This is a genomic window from Collinsella sp. LCP19S3_A7, assembly GCF_052121995.1.
In the GTDB taxonomy this organism is placed as follows: domain Bacteria; phylum Actinomycetota; class Coriobacteriia; order Coriobacteriales; family Coriobacteriaceae; genus Collinsella.
This window is the reverse complement of sequence record NZ_JBQKDE010000021.1, coordinates 13297-31187: the sequence shown is the minus strand read 5'-3', so window position 1 is coordinate 31187 and position 17891 is coordinate 13297. Positions and strand designations below refer to the sequence as shown.

The following is a 17891-nucleotide window of genomic DNA, read 5'->3' as shown; positions in this document are numbered from 1 at the left end:
GGCCCATCTACTACGTTTAGCCCCGGCCCCTCGACCATACCCCGTATTTCGCGAAAACCGCAGGCCGTCTACCTGCGGTTTTATTTTTACCCGTGACGCCATGGTCGGGGGATGCCGCCCAAACGTAGTAGATGGGCCGCATCCGTGGCGGGAGGTCCCCGGGGGGGTGTTCCTATAGTTTTGTCAACTGGGAAATGCTCTCCGTGCGACCGAATCGCGGCATGCTGACGCCAGGCCATTCGGCCGGTGGGCTTCAGTCTGTTCGGTGCGTTTCGGCTAGGCTGCGTAAGGCACCCTGTCTCGCATGACCGCGTAGATGACCTTCAGTCTCTTTCGCGCCAGCGCCTTGAGCGCCTTGCCGTGCGACATGCCCCGCTCCCGGCACCTGGTGTAGTAGTCGCCCCATCTCCCCTCTGTCCGGGTAAGGCAGTTACATGAGAATATGAGCAGGTTCTTCAGCCTCTTGTTGCCTTGGCGCGATGCCGTCACCGAGGAGATCGAGGTTCCCGACTGGCGGTTGCGCGGCGCCAGGCCGCAGTACGACGCGAGCCTGTCGTGACTGGGGAAGTCTTCGATGTCGATGGAGATCGCGAGCTCGGAAGCGGTTTTGGGCCCGATGCCCGGCACCGTCAGGAGGCATCGGTAGGTATCGTCGCCCTCGAGCAGGGCGGAGATCTCCGCCGTGATCGCCTCGATCTCCGCCGAGTTCTCGGATATCCTGCGCGCGAGCAGTTTCACCGCCCGGTCCTCGGCGGCGACGACCGACGCATCCGGCCTTGTCGAGGAAGTTGTCGAGCGGACGAGGGCCTCGATCTTACCGCGCGCCGCCCCACGCGTGAGCGCCGCCGCCCTGCGGGGCCCGGCGTCGGCTACCGACCAGGCCCCGCCGAGGGATGCCATGAGCCTCAGCTGGGGCCCGTCGGACAGGTCGACCAGCGCCTCGAAGGCGGGGCACGATTCCAGCAGGATGCTGCGCAGCCGGTTCTTATTCCTAGTGTTCTCGCAGGTCAGGAAGTTCCTCTGGGCGGCCAGCGCCCTCGCCGCCGCAATCGTCGGGCCTGGGTCTCCGACCGGCAGGAGCGCGTCGGGGATGCCAAGCGCCGTCTTCGCGATGACCATCGCGTCTCGCTCGTCGGTCTTGGCGTCGCCGGCGAAGAGCCTGGCGGCCCCGTGCGCCGCGAGTCCCGGCAGGTACGCCGCCGACATCCCGGCCGCCCTGGCGCGGGCGAGCGCGAGGGCGCCTATGTTGCGCGACTGGTCGACGACCACGAGCGCATCGGGGAAGCGGCCGAACAGCGAGTCCAGGTCGTCCTCCCTGTTCGCGACGGGGGCGCTCAACAGCACCTCGCCATCTCGAGTCGCGACGCATGCCCAGTGGGACGATTTCCCGACATCGAGCCCGATGACGGCTTCCGGCATTCTAGTTGGTGCCACGGTGGTATCCTCCAATCGGTAGGCCGATCGGAACCCCTCCCCGCGACACCCACATTACCTGGCCGTGGCGCTTGCGCCCGGCAGTTTCCTATCAGTCGTCCGGAGCGGCGAGCGCCCCCGGTGGCAACACCCCCCGGGCCCTCTACGGGGCAGGGGCAGACGGCCATCCGGAGGCGCCCGATCGGCGGCCCCTCGGGGCTTGCCCGTATCGTAGGCAATGCGCCGAATGCTCGCCATCGAAATTTATCGATGGCCTATTTCAGACTGTAATGGGCGGCCGGCCGGGCGCCGGGAGGGAGGGCGACGCCCGATCCGGCCCGCGGGCCCCTCGCTCCCGAGCCCGTCCCGCATCCCCGGCCCCGCCGCCGAAAGATTTTTCCGAGATTGTCCTTGCATCGGCGGGGGAGTTCCCGTATAGTACTTCTTCGCACGGGGGCGTAGCTCAGCTGGGAGAGCGCTTGACTGGCAGTCAAGAGGTCAGGGGTTCGATCCCCCTCGTCTCCACCCGAGCATTGAATGAGGCTCCAACGCAAGTTGGGGCCTTTTTTCATATAGGCACACAAGGTCAAAGGCGGCACCATGATCCTCCTGGTCGACAAGATCGAAAAAAGCTTCGGCGCGCGCGTCCTCTTTAGCGGCGCGTCCTTTCAGATCAACCCCGGCGAACGCTTTGCGCTCGTGGGACCCAACGGCGCCGGCAAAACCACCATGCTCAAAATCATCATGGGTATCGACAGCCCCGACGCCGGCCAGGTCCAGTACTCCAAGGACTGTCAGGTGGGCTACCTCGAGCAGGAAACCAACCTGGAGCACAAGGACACGACCATCCTCGCTGAGGTCATGGCCGCCGCCAAGGAAATCCGCCGCATGGGTGAGCGCGCCAACGAGCTGCAGGCCCAGATCACCGAGCTCTCCGAGCAGGGCAAGGACGTCGACGCGCTCCTTAACGAGTACGGCCAGGTCCAGGACCGCTTTGAGCACTTGGGCGGCTACGAGCTCGAAAGCAATGCCCGCAAGATCCTGTCCGGTCTGGGCTTTAAGGTCACCGACTTTGAGCGCCCGTGTTCCGAGTTCTCGGGCGGCTGGCAGATGCGCATCGCGCTGGCTAAGCTCTTCCTGCGCCATCCCGACCTGCTGCTTCTGGACGAGCCCACCAACCACCTGGACCTCGAAAGCGTCCAGTGGTTGCGCGGCTTTATCGCCAACTACGACGGCGCCGTGCTCATCGTCAGCCACGACCGCGCCTTTATGGACGCCTGCGTCGACCACGTCGCCGCGCTCGAGAACCGCCGCGTGACCACCTACACCGGCAATTACAGCAGCTACCTCAAGCAGCGCGAGGACAACCTGGAGCAGATGCGCGCCAAGCGTGCCGCCCAGGAGCGCGACATCGCCCACATGCAGGTTTTCGTCGACAAGTTCCGCTACAAGCCCACCAAGGCCGCCCAGGCGCAGGAGCGCATCCGCAAGATCGAGCAGATCAAAAAGGAGCTCGTCATCCTGCCCGAAGGCCACAAGCACATCGACTTTAAGTTCCCCGACCCGCCGCGCTCCGGCGACATGGTCGTGGGCCTGGAGGGCGTGTCCAAGTCCTACGGCAACAAGCACATCTATAGCGATATCGACCTCAAACTTTATCGCGGCGAGCATGTGGCGCTCGTCGGCCCCAACGGCGCCGGCAAGTCCACCCTCATGAAGATCATCGCCGGCCTGGAGCCGCCCACTACCGGCACGCGCGAACTGGGTACCAACGTGGGCGTGGCCTATTACGCCCAGCACGCGCTCGAGGGCATGACCGAGTCCAACACCGTCCTGCAAGAAATCGACACCGTCACGCCCAAGTGGACCGTGCCACAGCAGCGCAGCCTGCTGGGCGCCTTCCTGTTTAGTGACAACGATTCTATCGAAAAGCAGGTCCGCGTTCTTTCCGGCGGCGAAAAGGCGCGTCTGGCCCTGGCTAAGATGCTCGTGGCCCCCGAGGCACTTCTGTGCCTGGACGAGCCCACTAACCACCTGGACATCGACTCGGTGGACATGCTCGAGAACGCCCTGCAAAACTTCCCCGGCACCATCGTGCTGATTAGCCACGACGAGCACCTGGTGCGAGCCGTGGCCAACCGCGTCATCGACATCCGCGATGGCAAGGTCACGGTCTATGACGGCGACTACGACTACTACCTCTACAAGCGCGAGGACCTCGCAGCCCGCGCCGCCGAGGCGGCAGGGGAGAGCACACCGGCCACGACCAAAGCAACCAAGCTGACCAGTTCCACCCAGCCCAGCGTCGCCGCCCCCAAGCCGGCCGAGGGCAAAAAGACCAAGGAGCAAAAGCGTGCCGAGGCCCAGGCCCGCGCTGCGCTCAACAAAAAGCTCAAGGGCGTGCGCAACCAGCTTAAGAAGATCGAGGCCGAGCTCGACAAGAAGCGCGCCCGCTATGACGAGCTTATGGAATTGATGGCGAGCGAAGAGCTTTATGCCGATCAGGATAAGTTCAACGCCGCGCTGGGGGAATATAACGGGCTTAAGCAAGAGCTGCCCAAGCTCGAGGACGAATGGCTGGAGCTTTCCACCCAAATCGAAGAGGAGACCGCGCGTGAACTCTCGTAAGGCCGCTGCCGTGGCGATGAGCATCATCGCCATCGCGTGCCGCATCTGCGGCATCTTTATGAGCGCGATGACTGTGCTGCTGTGCTTTAGCGGCCTCACCGCCAAGCTGCAGATTGTGGGCTTTGTCGTTGAGCTTTCTCGCGCGCTGCCGACCGTCATCGCCGGCTATGGCGTCATCACATCGCCCTTCGGTGGCGTGTTCCGCCTGGATTACGCCATCGTGGCCGTCATCCTGTTTGTGGCCGACTACCTGCTCACGCGCGCCTCGCGCCGCGTCCGCTAGGGGAGCGCCATGTCCAGCAGCTACTTCATGAACCTGCTCGCGAGCGCCGTCGCCGTCATCGTGGGCATCGTCATCCACGAGAGCGCGCACGCCGCCGCGGCCTGGGCGCTCGGCGACAAAACGGCCCGTTCGCGCGGCCGCGTCTCGCTCAACCCGCTCAACCATATCGACCCGTTTGGCACCATCATCCTACCGCTGCTCATGCTCGCGGCCGGTGGCCCGGTGTTCGCCTTCGCCAAGCCCGTGCCGGTCTACCTCAACAACCTCAAGCACCCCAAGCGCGACGAGGTCTTGGTGAGCGCGGCCGGCCCCGCATCGAACATCGCACTGGCGTGCCTTGCGGCCGCCATCATGCACGCAGCATACGGCAACCTCTACACCAGCATGTCCTTTGCCGTAGCGTCCCAAATCATGAACTTTGGCGCTACGTTTATCGTGGTCAACCTGTCGCTCGCGTTCTTTAACCTCATCCCGATTCCGCCGCTTGACGGCTCGTCGATCATCGTGCCGTTTCTCAAAGGCAAGGCACTCGCCAACTACTACCAACTTCAGCAATACGCCATGCCGATTCTTATCATCGTGCTGTATCTGCTGCCCATGTGGACCGGCATCGACGTGATCGGACGATATTTCGACGTTACCGTGTATCCGCTCGCTGGGCAGCTGCTTAACTTCGCAATCGCCGGCATCTAGGGTAAACTTACAGGTCGACCGTGCAAAACGGTCGCAACATGCACCCAAACCGCGCCGCGAAGGCGCCGTCAAAGGAGGTCGAAGATGTCGTATCGCGTGTCGACGCAGGTCTACAGCGGACCGTTCGACCTGCTGCTGCAGTTGGTAACCCGCCAAAAAGTTGATATCGGCGCCATCTCTATCAGCGAGGTGGCAGAGCAGTACCTGGCCGAGGTCGATCGTATTGAGGCGCTGGACCTGGACGTGGCGAGCGACTTTTTACTGGTCGCGGCAACCCTTTTGGACATCAAGGCCGCCTCGCTGGTGCCGCAGGAGGCCCCCAGCAAAGCCGACGACGATGACGAGATTGACGAAGACCTCGAGGAACTCAGCACACTCGACGGCGACGCCCTGCGCGAGGTCCTGATCCAGCGCCTGATCGCCTACAAGCAGTTTAAGGGCGCGGCGGCGGCTCTTGGCGCGCGCATGCAGGCCGAAAGCCGCATGCATCCGCGTGTGGCCGGCCCCGACCCCGAGTTTTTGGGCCTTATGCCCGACTACCTGGCCGGCATCACGCTGCGCGGCCTCGCCGTCATCTGCGCCGACCTGGACGGCAAGCGCCAGACCTTCCTGCTGGAGGCCGAGCACGTGGCGCCGCATCGCGTGCCGCTCGACTTGACGGTGGCCTCGGTCGACCGCTTTACCATGGCGCATCAAACCTGCACCTTCCGCGAGCTGTTAGACGGCGACGCCACCACCGAGCAGCTCGTCGTCACCTTCCTGGCCATGCTGGAGCTCGCCAAGCGAGGCTCGCTCACCCTGAGCCAGGACGAGATCTTTGGAACCATCCGTATCAACCGCGTCGAGGGCGCCGAGGCCTACGTGCCCGGCGAGGGCCCCGAGCTCACCGAATAGGAGCGGCTACCATGTCAACCCTTTCCACGCTAGAGGCAAACAGCCTCAAAGGCGCCCTCGAGGCGCTGTTGCTGGTTTCGAGCGATCCGGTGAGCGCGCCCGCGCTGGCAGATGCGCTGGATATCGCCCCGGGCGAGTGCGCGTCGCTTTTGGCCGAGCTCAAAGTTGAGTACGAGGAGGCCAATCGCGGCTTTCAGCTGCGCGAGGTCGCCGGCGGCTGGCGTCTGTTTACGCACCCCGCCTACCACGACGTGGTCGAAGCTTATGTGCTGAGCTGGGACACGCAAAAGCTGTCGCAGGCGGCACTCGAGACCCTTGCTGTGATCGCTTACCACCAGCCCGTCACGCGCGAGGTGGTCAAGGGCATCCGCGGCGTCAACTCCGACGGCGTCATCGCGTCGCTCGTTGACAAGGGTCTGGTGCGCGAGCTCGGTCGCGACCCCCAGCGCGGTCAGGCCATCATTTACGGCACGACCAACGCCTTTTTGGAGAAGTTCGGTCTGCGCTCCACTCGCGACCTTCCCGATCTGGAGCAGTTTGCCCCCGACGAGCAGTCGCGTCAATTTATCCGCGAGCGCCTGAGCGGCCGCAGCATTCAGTCTACGCTCGAGGAGCAGGTCGAGGACCTGGACGAAGAGCGCGAGCTGCTGGATACCGATGTTGAGGATGTCGAGGCAGTCGGTGGCGAGGAAACACTTGCCACCGACGACGCTGCGGAGGATACGCATGACGAGGACTAACGAGGCAGGGGAGACGCGTACCTCACACGCCGCGGGCGCTGCGGCGCCCAATGCGGATACGCACAAGTCCGTCTCCCAGCCCGTCTACCCACACACGATGCGCCTGCAGCGCTTTTTGGCGCGCGCGGGTGTTGCGAGCCGCCGCGGCTCGGAGGACCTGATGACCGCCGGCCGCGTGACTGTCAACGGCCAGATCGCGACCGAACTGGGCACCAAGGTCGATGTGGACCGCGACCATATCGAGGTTGACGGCATGCCCGTCAAGCTCAACCAGGGCGCCGTGTACCTGATGCTCTACAAGCCGACCGGCTACCTCACCACCATGAGCGATCCGCAGGAGCGCCCCTGCGTGGCCGACCTTGTCCCGCGCGACCGCTTTCCGGGGCTCTTCCCGGTGGGTCGCCTGGACCGCGACACCACGGGCCTTTTGCTCTTTACCACCGACGGCGACCTGTCGCAGGACCTGCTGCACCCCAGCAAGCACGTCTACAAGACCTATCAGGCGCTCGTGGACGGCCACCTGACCGATCGCGACTTGGAACCGCTGCGCCGCGGCATCGAGCTCGACGACGGCCTGTGCCAGCCGGCAATCTGCCGCGTTATTACCGCGCGCGAGGCCGAGGCGGTGGCTCCGCAGGGTGTGAAGCCCGGCACAACCGCCGTGGAGGTCATTATCCGCGAGGGCCGCAAGAACCAGGTCAAGCGCATGCTGAGCAAGATCCACCACCCGGTGATTCGTCTGCACCGCTGTAACTTTGCCGGCCTGGAGCTCAAGGACGTGGCCAAGGGCTCGTGGCGCGAGCTCACCGACCGCGAGGTGCAGATCCTCAAGGCCGGCGGCATCCCGCCCAAGCAGGCCGGCGCCAAGCGCTCCGCTGCGCCGGCGGCCAACCCCGCGACCCGCACGCGCCACCACGGCAGCCACGGATCCGCGCCCAAGCGCAACACCTACCGCGAGCGCTACACGGGCTAGCCAGTCCGCCAAGCCGCAACGCCCGCGTCCCATACCAGCACGTCAACCACCGAAAGGAAGCATTGCATGATCGTCGCCATCGACGGCCCCGCCGGTTCCGGCAAGTCCACCATCGCCAAGGAGATCGCCCGCCAGCTGGGCTTTAACAAGCTCGACACGGGCGCTATGTATCGCGCCGTCACCTTCGCCGCGCTCGACCGCGGCATCGACCTGGACGACGAGGCTGCCATCGACGCCCTCGCCGAGCAAATCGAGATTCGCTTTACCAACGGCACCGGCGAGGACACGCGCCTGACCATCGACGGCGCGGACGCCTCGGCTGCCATTCGCACCCCGCAGGTGGACGCTAACGTCTCCAAGGTCTCGGCTTACCCGGGCGTGCGCGCGGCCATGCTCATCCATCAGCGCCGCGCCGCCGAGGACCGCGACATCGTGGCCGAGGGTCGCGACATCGGCACCGTCGTATTCCCCAACGCGCAGGTCAAGGTCTTTCTGACCGCCGACCCGCGCGAGCGCGCCCGTCGCCGCGTGCTGCAGCGCCACCAAAACGACACCCAGCCGCCCACCGAAGAGCAGCTCGAGGCCGAGGTCGACGAGACCCTCGACGCCCTCAAGCAGCGCGACAAGCTCGACAGCAGCCGCGAGGTCGCGCCGCTCGTGCCCGCCGAGGACGCCGTGCACGTCGACTCCACCGCACATACCATCGACGAGGTCGTCTCGATAATCGAGGGCCTCATCAACCAAAGGAGGTAGCTCATGCGCCTGTTTAGGCAGACGCCCGAGGATTATTACAACGCGCCTTATGCCGAGTTCCCCGTGCTCATCCGCGGCACCGTCTTCGTGGTCATGGGCATCCTGTGGGTCTTCTCCAAGCTCATGTGGCGCTGGAAGGTAGAGGACAGCGACCTGCTGTTTGAGCGCCAGGAAGGCCGCGGCAGCGTGGTCATCTGCAACCACACCTCGATGGCCGAGCTCCTGGCCGTGGAGACGGCGCTGTTTTTTGGCGGCCGCCGCGTTCGCCCCATCTTTAAGTCCGAGTTTGCCAAGAGCAAGATCGTGCGCTGGGCCTTTAGCCGCGTGGGCGGTATTCCCGTCGAGCGCGGTACTGCCGATATGAAGTGCCTGCGCGCCGCCCAGCATGCACTGCAGCGCGGCGAGGACGTCCTGATCTTCCCCGAGGGCACGCGCATCCGCTCGCGCGAGATCAAGCCCGAGGTCCACGGCGGCTTTGCGCTCATTGCCCAGATGGGCAAGGCACCCGTCAACCCGCTCGCCATCTGCGGCTGGTCCGATATCACGCCTGCGGGCAAAAAGCTCATGCGCCCCAAAAAGTGCTGGATCCGTGCCGGCAAGGCCATCTCGCTATCCGATGCACCGGCCGAGCTCAAGCGCAAGGAGCGCCTGGCATGGTTTGAGTCCGAGGCCATGAGCCGCGTCTACGCCATGCGCGACGACCTGTGCGCCGAGCACCCCGGAAGGTTCTAGCCATGGGCGAGATCGTCATGAATACCGTCGAGGCTGCGCCCGGCAAGGCAGACGTCCCCACCATCGAAATCGCAGCGCATGCCGGCACCTGCTACGGCGTGCAGCGCGCGCTCGACATGGCACTGGCCGCCGCGCCGCAGGCAGGGGAGAGCGCTCAGGTCCACACGCTGGGTCCGCTCATCCATAACCCCATCGTGGTGCGCGAGCTCGCCGAGGCAGGCGTTGATCTGGCAGACACCTTGGACGACGCCGCGTCGGGCACCGTGGTCATTCGCGCGCACGGCGTGGTGCCGCAGGTAATCGAGGCCGCTCGCGAGCGCGGCCTTACCGTGGTCGATGCCACCTGCCCCTACGTCAAGAAGGTTCATGTGGCGGCTGAGCGCCTGGTGCGCGAGGGCTACCGTGTGATCGTCGTGGGCGAGCCGGGCCACCCCGAGGTCGAGGGCATCCTGGGCCACGCCGGCGATGACGCGCAGGTCGTGAGTTGCGCCGCCGATGCGGACGCACTGCCGCTCAAGGGCAAGGTGGGCCTGGTTGTGCAGACCACCCAAACCGCGCAGAACCTGGCCGAGGTCGTGGCCTCCATCACCCCGCGCGTGCAGGAGCTGCGTGTGATCAACACGATCTGCGCTGCCACGAGCGAGCGCCAGCAGGCGGCCGCAGCCCTTGCCAACCGCTGCGACTGCATGGTCGTCGTGGGCGGCAAAAATTCGGGCAATACGCGCCGCCTGGCACAGATTTGTGCCGATGTCTGCGAGCACACCCATCACATCGAGGAAGCTTCCGAGCTTGAGGCCGCATGGTTTGCCAACGCGCGCCGCATCGGCATCACCGCCGGAGCCTCAACTCCGCAAGAACACATCGAACGCGCCGTTGCGCGCATCAAGGAGCTTTGTCGCTAATCATGGACCAGACCGTACCCGCATACGCCGCCGAGGTGGCCGATTACGGGCGCAGCCGCGACCCCGAGCCGGGTGAGGGCGCGCTCGTAAAGAACGTGCGTCCCGAGTCGCCCGCATGGGATGTGGGTATCGAGCCGGGCATGCGCGTGCTCACGGTCAACGGCGAGGCACTCACCGACATGATCGTGTGGCTCTGGGAGGCCGACGAGGACACCGTCGAACTTGAGGTTCTCGACCCGCGCGACGGCACCGTCACCCCCGTTGAGCTCGACCGTTTTCCCGGCGAGGACTGGGGCTTGGAGTTCGATGGCCCCATCTTCGACGGCATGCGTACCTGTGTGAACGCCTGCGTGTTCTGCTTTATGACCATGCTGCCCAAGGGCGGCCGCTCAACGCTCTACATTCGTGACGATGATTACCGCTTGAGCTTTTTACAGGGCAACTTTGTCACGCTGACCAATCTTTCCGACGAGGACGTGCAAAACGTTATCGACCGCAACATGAGCCCCATGAACGTGTCGGTCCACGCCGTAAGCCCCGACGTCCGCCGCCGCATGATGGGCCATAACGCCCAGCGCGGCATGGACGTGCTCGAGACCATCATGGCCGCCGGCATCGAGATTCACGCGCAGATCGTTTTGTGCCCCGGCATGAACGACGGCGAAGAGCTGCAAAAGACCCTACGCTTTTGCGAGGAACACGAGCAGATCACGAGCCTGGGCATTGTGCCACTGGGCTTTACCAAGCATCAAAACCGCTTTACGTGGTCATACAGCGACAAGCCCGAGCTCGCGCGCGAAACCATTGCCATGATCCGTCCCTTCCAGGATCGTGCCTACAAGCGCTTTGGCCGCCACACCTTCCAGATGAGCGACGAGTTCTATCTGGACGCCGGCATCGAGCCACCCCAGGCCGATTTTTACGACGGCTACCCGCAGTATTACGACGGCATCGGTATGATTCGCTCGTATCTGGACGAGACCGACGACGTTCTTGCCGCCGACGCCGAGCGTCTGGCCCGCGTCCGCGAGGCAATCGCCGCCCGTGGCCAGCGCCTCCTGTGCCTCTCCGGCACCAGCGCGCGCGACACCGTGGCGCGCTTTGTGGAGTCGCCACGGGGCCTTGCCGGCACCGTCACGGCTATCGAAAACCGTTACTTTGGCGGCAACGTGGACGTGACCGGCCTCATCGTCGCCTGCGACATTCTGGAGCAGCTGCTGCAGGACCTCTCGGGGGTTATGCTCTTTGTGCCTAAGCTCATGTTCAACGCTGACGGCATGACGCTTGACGAGTATCATCGTGACGATTTACTCGCAAGCCTTGAAGCTCGCGGCGCCGAGGTTCATGTGGTGTCGACCATGCCGCATGAGCTGCTCGATACCCTGGAGCATATCCTTGGCATTGTGCCCGCAGGCTCTACTAATTCCGCTGACCCTACCCATTAAAGGAGTGCAGATGAAACCTATCGTCGCCGTCGTCGGACGCCCCAACGTGGGCAAGTCCACGCTCGTTAACCGCCTGGCCCAGACCTCGGACGCCATCGTCCATGAGTCCCGCGGCGTAACGCGCGACCGCTCCTACCACACGGCCGATTGGAACGGCCGCGAGTTCACCATCGTCGACACGGGTGGCATCGAGCCGCTCAAGAGCGATGACGTCTTTGCCACGTCCATCCGCGACCAGGCCCTCGCCGCCGCCGAGGAAGCCGCCGTCATCCTGTTTGTGGTCGACGGCCGCACCGGCGTCACCGAGGAGGACGAGTCGGTCGCCCGCATGCTCAAGCGCTGCGACAAGCCGGTCTTTCTGCTGGTGAACAAGCTCGACAACCCCGATCGCGAAAACGACAGCATCTGGGAGTTTTATTCGCTCGGCATCGGCGAGCCAACGCCGCTCTCGGCCCTGCACGGCCACGGCACGGGCGACCTGCTCGACGACATCGTTGCCCTGTTACCCGAGGAGGAGGACGAGGTCGCCGACGAGTTCCCCGATGCGCTGAACGTCGCCATCATCGGCCGCCCCAATGCCGGTAAGTCGTCGCTGTTCAACCGCATCCTGGGCGCCGACCGCTCTATCGTGTCCAACATCGCCGGCACGACGCGCGACGCCATCGACACCGTAGTGGAGCGCAACGGCAAGCACTACCGCATGGTCGACACCGCGGGTATTCGCAAGAAGAGCACCGTGTACGAGAACATCGAGTACTACTCCATGGTCCGCGGCCTGCGCGCCATCGACCGTGCTGACGTGGCACTGCTCGTCGTCGACGCCTCCGTGGGCGTTACCGAGCAGGACCAGAAGGTCATGGGCTTGGCCATCGAACGCGGCTGCGCCATCGTCGTTCTGCTCAACAAGTGGGATCTGCTCGACGACGACCGCAAGCGCGAGGCCTGCATGGAGACCGTCGACCGCCGTCTGGGCGTCATGGCTCCCTGGGCCCAGTACCTGCGCATCTCGGCCCTGACCGGCCGTAGCGTCGAGAAGATCTGGGCGATGGTCGACGCCGCCGAGAAGACGCGCTCGCAAAAGATCACCACCTCGCGCCTCAACACCTTCCTCACCGACCTGCGCGAGTTTGGCCACACCGTGGTGGACGGCAAGCGTCGCCTGCGCATGCACTACGTGACCCAGACGGGCGTCAACCCGCCGACGTTTACGTTCTTCGTCAACCACAGCGACCTGGTCAACGACACCTACCAGCGCTATGTGGAGAACCGTATGCGCTCGACCTTCGATTTTTCCGGCACGCCCATTCGACTCTTCTTTAGGAAGAAGGAGCAAAAGGATGCATAATCCGATTCTGCTGACCGCCATCTGCGCCGTGGTCTCGTTCTTTATCGGAGCGATTCCGTTTGGCCTGATCCTGGGCCGCGTGTTCAACCACACGGATATTCGCAAGGCGGGCTCCGGCAACATCGGCACCACCAACGCCCTGCGCGTAGCCGGCCCCAAGGTCGCGGCGCTCACGCTGCTGCTCGACTGCTTGAAGGGCGCCATCTGCGTCCTTATCGCGCGTCCGCTCATCGCGAGCGTGGGCTATGGCTTCCCGGTGAGCATCATGGCTCCCGGTGCCGCCGGCGACTGGATGCTCGGCGTCATTTGCCTGGCTGCCGTGTGGGGACACATCTTCTCGCCCTACCTCAACTTCCGTGGCGGCAAGGGCATCGCCGTGGGGCTGGGCGTCATACTGGCCTGGTACTGGCCCATCGGTCTTTCGCTACTGGGCATGTTTATCGTGGCCGTCGCCATCACCAAGTATGTGTCGGTGGGCTCGCTTGCCGCGGCCATCGGTCTTCCCATCGCCGCCTGCGCGGTCTTTCCGTACAGCAGCCTGGGACTCAAGTTTTGTATGGCGATGATCGGCATCACCGTGGTGTGGGCCCATCGCGCGAACATCAAAAAGCTCATGACGGGCAAGGAGTCCAAGCTCTCGTTTACCAAGCGCGTCACCGAGCCCGACGATAAGTAGGAGAGAGTCATGAATGTTGCGCTGATTGGCTCCGGCTCCTGGGGAACCGCCGTCGCCGGCCTTGCCGCCGCGCGAGCCGAGCGCGTGACCATGTGGGCCCACAGCGAGCAGACGGCCGCCGGCATTAACGGCGAGCACCGCAACCCGCGCTATCTGGTGGGCTACGAGCTGCCCGGCAACGTCGTCGCTTCCACGGACCTGTCGCGGGCGCTCGACGGTGCCGATGCGATCATCTTTGCCGTGCCTTCGACGCACTTGCGCGGCGTCTGCCACCAGGCGGCACCCTTTATCGCCGCCGACACCCCGGTGCTCTGCCTTACCAAGGGCATTGAGCCCGAGTCCGGCATGCTCATGAGCGAGGTCATCGCCAGCGAAATCGGCAACGAGGCGCGTGTGGCGGCGCTCTCGGGCCCCAACCATGCCGAGGAGATATGCCGCGGCGGACTTTCCGCCGCCGTCATCGCCAGCAAAGACTCGCAGGTAGGGGAGACCTTTAAGGACCTGCTCCTATCCACGGCCTTCCGCATCTATCTGACGCAGGACATGACCGGCGTCGAGGTTTGCGGCGCCATGAAAAACGTCATCGCCATCGTGTGCGGCATCTCCGCCGGTACCGGCGCGGGCGACAACACGCTCGCCCTTATCATGACGCGCGGCCTCGCAGAAATCAGCCGACTGGTGCACGCCCGCGGCGGCCAGGCCATGACCTGTATGGGTCTTGCCGGCATGGGCGACCTCATCGCCACCTGCACCTCCGAGCATTCGCGCAACCGCACCTTCGGCTACGAGTTTGCCCGCGGCGTATCGCTCGACGAGTACCAGACGCGCACGCATATGGTGGTCGAGGGCGCCGTCGCCGCCCGCAGCGTGAGCGAGCTCGCCCGTTCGCTGGGCGTAGACATCCCGCTCACCTTTGCCGTGGCGCAAACGCTCTACAACGGTGTTACTTTGGATAGGGCGCTCGAGATCCTTACCGACCGCGTCCCCTCTCAAGAGTTCTACGGACTCACCGACTAGCGCAGAAAGGCTACTACCATGGGTTCCATCAAAATCGCTCCGTCCGTCCTTTCGGCTGACATGGCCAACCTCAAGGGCGAGCTCGACAAGATCGCCGGCGCCGACTATGTGCACTTCGACGTCATGGACGGTCACTTTACCGGCAACCTCACCTTTGGCGTCGAAATTCTCAAGGCCGTCAAGCGCTCCACCAAGTTGCCGGTCGACGCGCACCTGATGGTGTCGAACCCCGACGAGACCGTCGATTGGTATGCCGACGCCGGCGCCGATATGATCACCGTGCACTACGAGGCCTCCACGCACCTGCACCGCACGCTCACGCATCTGCAGCAGCGCGGCGTCAAGGCCGGCGTGGTGCTCAACCCCGCCACGCCCGTCTGCGTGCTCGAGAGCATCATCGAGGTCGTCGACATCGTGCTGCTCATGAGCGTGAACCCCGGCTTTGGCGGCCAGAGCTTTATCCCGGGCACGCTGCATAAGCTCCACGAGCTCAAGGCCATGTGCGAGCGCCACGGTGTGTCGCCCATGATCGAGGTCGACGGTGGCATCTCTTCCAAAAACATCGCCGAGGTCGTCAAGGCCGGTGCCAACGTACTCGTGGCCGGCTCCGCCGTATTTAAGTCCGAAGATCCCGCCGCCGAGGTTGCGCTGCTGCAGAAGCTGGGCAACGAGGCCGCACAGGAGGCATAAACCCTTATGACCGCAGGTCAAAACCGCATACCCGTGAATCTTGACTATGCCGCCTCGACGCCCATGCGCGCCGAGGCGCTCCTTGCGCAGCGCGAGTACGACGAAAGCGAGCTTGCAGGCGTCAACCCCAACTCGCTGCACTCGCTCGGCCGCAAGGCTGCCGCACGTCTGGAGGTTGCACGCCGCGAGATCGCCCGCAGCTTTGGCGCGCGCGTTCGCCCGTCCGAGATTGTCCTAACCAACGGCGGTACCGAGGCCAACCAGCTGGCGCTCCTCGGACTTGCCGAGGGTGCTCGTCAGCGCGATCGTAAGCGCGAGCGCGTGATCGTGTCTGCGATCGAGCACGATTCGATTCTGGACAACCTATCGCTGCTGCGAGCCGCCGGCTTTACCGTCGACCTGGTGCAGCCCTGCCGTGCGGGCTACATCGAGCCTGCCGAGCTGAGCGACTTGTTGGGCGACGACGTCGCGCTCGTGAGCATCATGGCCGCCAACAACGAGACCGGTGTGGTACAGCCTATCCGCGAGCTTGCCGCGGCTGCGCACACCGCGGGTGCCCTGTTCCACACCGATGCCATCCAGGGCTATCTGCATATTCCACTCGATGTGACCGAGCTGGGCGTCGATGCTATGACCGTTGCAGCACACAAGATTGGCGGCCCCGTAGCCTCCGGCGCGTTATACCTAAAAAGCCGCACGCCGCTGCGCCCCCGCATCTTTGGCGGAGGACAGGAAGCCGGACGTCGTGCCGGCACGCAGGACCTGCGCACGCAGCTGGCCTTTGCCGCTGCCGCCTCGTCTCTGGCGCCCCATGTGGCTCAGGAGCGCGAGAAGCTGCAAGCCCTTTCCGACAAGCTCTACGCCACGCTCACGGCCCATCCGCGCATTCACGCCACCATGGGCGACTACACGCAGGCCGATCGTCTGCCCGGCATGGTATCGATCTATATTGACGGCATGGACTCCGAGGAGCTCATCATCAAGCTCGACGCCGCCGGCTTTGAGGTTTCGGCCGGATCGGCTTGCTCGAGCGGCAGCATGGACCCGAGCCACGTGCTCAGCGCCATGGGCATTGGTCGCGAGCAGGCGCTGGGCGCACTGCGCATCTCCTTCGATGACCGCGTGAATCCGACCGATCTGGACGACTTTGCCCAGACGCTGCTCTCGATTGTAGGTGCCGCATGATCGTCGCCGAGCTCGAGCGCGCCCTGCTGGCACGCTATCCCAAGACGGACGCCGAGCCCTGGGACCACGTAGGCTTATCCGTTGGCGACCCCGACGGCGAGATCCGCGGCGTTGCCTGCGCGCTTGACGCTACCAGGGACAACGTGCAGCGCGCCTTGGAAGCCGGAGCCAACGTGTTGCTCACGCATCATCCCGTCTACATCAAGGCGCCCGAGTCGTTTTGCCCGCCCAGCGCAACGCGCCCCCAATGCAGCGCGGCGCTCTACGAGGCGGCCCGCTGCGGGGTGAGCATTATCTCGCTCCACACCAACCTGGACCGCTCGCACGAGGCACGCATCTGCCTAAGTAAGCTGTTGGACGCGGCGCCTGTAAGCTCGTTGGAGCACGTAGACGACCCCGAGGCCTGCGGCCTGGGAGTTTTTGCGACACTCAACGACCCGTGCACGCTGCGCGATCTTGCCGCCCGTGCTGCCACGGCCTTTGGCAGCGACCCACGCGTATGGGGCGATGCCGAGCGCCCGTGCCGCACCGTCGCCATTCTGGGCGGCTCCCTCGGCGACTTTGGCGAGCTTGCCATCGCCGCCGGTGCGGATGTCATCGTGACGGGCGAGGCGGGCTATCACGTGGCGCAAGACCTTGCCTTGCGCGGGCTGAGCGTGATCTTGCTCGGCCACGATCGCTCCGAGGAGCCGTTCGTGGATATCTTGATGAACTCTGCGGTTGACGCCGGGGTCGACCCCCGTCATGCGATTAAAATACTGAACCCTTGCCAATGGTGGACTGTGACAAAAGGAGAGAACTTATGAGCGCCGGCGCTACGCTACTCAAGCTGCAACAGATCGATTTGGAGCTCGCCCGCAACAAGAGCGAACTTGCCAATATGCCGGAGCTCAAGGAGCTCGCCTCAAAGCGCAAAACCTATGTAAAGCTTAAGTCCGAAATGACCAAGCTCTATGCTCAGCGCAAGGACCTCGACATTGAGCTGGACGATCTCAACACCACCGAGATCCAGACCAACAACGCCATCGAGTCCGCCAAGAAACGCCACGTCGACGGCTCTGACTACCGCGAGATCCAGGATCTGGAAAACGAGCTCGCCACCCTGGCCAAGCGCCTGGACAAGATTGAGCACACCCGCAAGGATGTCGTTGTCGCCCACAAGGAGGCGCTCGACCGTGAGGCTCGCGCGCAGGCCATCATCGCCAAATTTGAGGAGGGCGTAAAGGCCGACACCAAGGCCGCCCGTGCCAAGGCCGCCGACCTGCAGGCCCAGATTGATGCCGCCACCAAGGAGCGCACCGCGCTTGCCGCCACGCTGCCGACCGACGTGCTCACCGACTACGAGCGTCTACTCAAGCAGTTCCGTGGCCTGGCCGTCGAGACCATTAAGGGCAACATCCCCACGGTCTGCCACACCGCGCTGCAGGCGTCGTCCATGAGCGACCTCAACCACGACGGTAGTGAGATTACGCACTGCCCGTACTGCCACCGCCTGCTCGTGCTCCCCAACAAGGAAGCCTAA

Annotated in this window: 18 protein-coding genes and 1 tRNA gene; 18 read left to right on the top strand and 1 reads right to left on the bottom strand. The window is 64.4% G+C overall.

The annotated features are described in order from the left end of the window. Window positions 1–276 precede the first annotated feature (276 nt). A complete protein-coding gene (locus ACTQV3_RS08505) occupies window positions 277–1434 on the bottom strand; it encodes an IS110 family transposase (RefSeq protein WP_441053993.1) in 1158 nt (385 codons plus the stop codon). A gap of 431 nt (window positions 1435–1865) precedes the next feature. Between ACTQV3_RS08505 and ACTQV3_RS08500 the strand changes: the two genes are divergently transcribed. The 18 genes from ACTQV3_RS08500 (at window position 1866) to ACTQV3_RS08415 (ending at window position 17891) form a co-directional block, all read left to right on the top strand. Continuing rightward, a tRNA-Ala gene (locus ACTQV3_RS08500) sits at window positions 1866–1938 on the top strand. 75 nt (window positions 1939–2013) lie between these two features. Next, window positions 2014–4041 (top strand): ABC-F family ATP-binding cassette domain-containing protein, encoded by a 2028-nt coding sequence (locus tag ACTQV3_RS08495; RefSeq protein ID WP_441536168.1) that lies wholly within the window; start codon window positions 2014–2016, stop codon window positions 4039–4041. After that, window positions 4028–4324 carry a hypothetical protein gene (locus tag ACTQV3_RS08490; protein ID WP_441536166.1) on the top strand — a complete coding sequence of 99 codons (297 nt, stop codon included), beginning with the start codon at window positions 4028–4030 and terminating at the stop codon, window positions 4322–4324. Before ACTQV3_RS08495 ends, ACTQV3_RS08490 begins: the two co-directional genes overlap by 14 nt. 9 nt (window positions 4325–4333) lie before the next feature. After that, complete coding sequence (locus ACTQV3_RS08485; protein ID WP_441063582.1) at window positions 4334–5017, top strand: site-2 protease family protein; 684 nt, start codon at window positions 4334–4336, stop codon at window positions 5015–5017. An 84-nt stretch (window positions 5018–5101) separates the two neighbouring features. Then, the gene (locus ACTQV3_RS08480; RefSeq protein ID WP_441536164.1) at window positions 5102–5911 is read left to right on the top strand and encodes a segregation and condensation protein A; all 810 of its coding nucleotides are present in this window, start codon (window positions 5102–5104) and stop codon (window positions 5909–5911) included. An 11-nt stretch (window positions 5912–5922) separates the two neighbouring features. Beyond that, the gene (scpB, locus tag ACTQV3_RS08475; RefSeq protein ID WP_427748055.1) at window positions 5923–6651 is read left to right on the top strand and encodes an SMC-Scp complex subunit ScpB; all 729 of its coding nucleotides are present in this window, start codon (window positions 5923–5925) and stop codon (window positions 6649–6651) included. Then, window positions 6638–7624, top strand: coding sequence for a pseudouridine synthase (locus tag ACTQV3_RS08470; RefSeq protein ID WP_441536162.1), 987 nt, complete (start codon window positions 6638–6640; stop codon window positions 7622–7624). The genes scpB and ACTQV3_RS08470 overlap by 14 nt, the downstream gene beginning before the upstream one ends. Before the next feature lie 66 nt (window positions 7625–7690). After that, on the top strand, window positions 7691–8377 hold the full coding sequence (cmk, locus tag ACTQV3_RS08465) for a (d)CMP kinase (protein ID WP_441536160.1): 687 nt from the start codon (window positions 7691–7693) through the stop codon (window positions 8375–8377). 3 nt (window positions 8378–8380) lie between these two features. Beyond that, window positions 8381–9109 carry a lysophospholipid acyltransferase family protein gene (locus tag ACTQV3_RS08460; protein WP_441536158.1) on the top strand — a complete coding sequence of 243 codons (729 nt, stop codon included), beginning with the start codon at window positions 8381–8383 and terminating at the stop codon, window positions 9107–9109. Between the two features lie 2 nt (window positions 9110–9111). Further along, window positions 9112–10011 (top strand): 4-hydroxy-3-methylbut-2-enyl diphosphate reductase, encoded by a 900-nt coding sequence (locus ACTQV3_RS08455; RefSeq protein WP_441536156.1) that lies wholly within the window; start codon window positions 9112–9114, stop codon window positions 10009–10011. Window positions 10012–10013: 2 nt separating this feature from the next. After that, window positions 10014–11456 (top strand): DUF512 domain-containing protein, encoded by a 1443-nt coding sequence (locus ACTQV3_RS08450; RefSeq protein ID WP_441536154.1) that lies wholly within the window; start codon window positions 10014–10016, stop codon window positions 11454–11456. Between the two features lie 10 nt (window positions 11457–11466). Next, window positions 11467–12801 (top strand): ribosome biogenesis GTPase Der, encoded by a 1335-nt coding sequence (der, locus tag ACTQV3_RS08445; RefSeq protein ID WP_427748050.1) that lies wholly within the window; start codon window positions 11467–11469, stop codon window positions 12799–12801. After that, on the top strand, window positions 12794–13477 hold the full coding sequence (gene plsY / locus ACTQV3_RS08440) for a glycerol-3-phosphate 1-O-acyltransferase PlsY (RefSeq protein WP_427748049.1): 684 nt from the start codon (window positions 12794–12796) through the stop codon (window positions 13475–13477). Before der ends, plsY begins: the two co-directional genes overlap by 8 nt. Before the next feature lie 9 nt (window positions 13478–13486). Next, window positions 13487–14494 carry an NAD(P)H-dependent glycerol-3-phosphate dehydrogenase gene (locus ACTQV3_RS08435; RefSeq protein ID WP_441536152.1) on the top strand — a complete coding sequence of 336 codons (1008 nt, stop codon included), beginning with the start codon at window positions 13487–13489 and terminating at the stop codon, window positions 14492–14494. An 18-nt stretch (window positions 14495–14512) separates the two neighbouring features. Then, complete coding sequence (rpe, locus tag ACTQV3_RS08430) at window positions 14513–15184, top strand: ribulose-phosphate 3-epimerase (protein ID WP_441536150.1); 672 nt, start codon at window positions 14513–14515, stop codon at window positions 15182–15184. Between the two features lie 6 nt (window positions 15185–15190). Beyond that, window positions 15191–16369 (top strand): cysteine desulfurase family protein, encoded by a 1179-nt coding sequence (locus tag ACTQV3_RS08425; RefSeq protein ID WP_441536148.1) that lies wholly within the window; start codon window positions 15191–15193, stop codon window positions 16367–16369. Continuing rightward, entirely contained in the window at window positions 16366–17175 is an 810-nt protein-coding gene (locus ACTQV3_RS08420; RefSeq protein ID WP_441536146.1) for a Nif3-like dinuclear metal center hexameric protein, read from the top strand. The genes ACTQV3_RS08425 and ACTQV3_RS08420 overlap by 4 nt, the downstream gene beginning before the upstream one ends. Continuing rightward, the gene (locus tag ACTQV3_RS08415) at window positions 17172–17891 is read left to right on the top strand and encodes a zinc ribbon domain-containing protein (RefSeq protein ID WP_441536144.1); all 720 of its coding nucleotides are present in this window, start codon (window positions 17172–17174) and stop codon (window positions 17889–17891) included. The genes ACTQV3_RS08420 and ACTQV3_RS08415 overlap by 4 nt, the downstream gene beginning before the upstream one ends.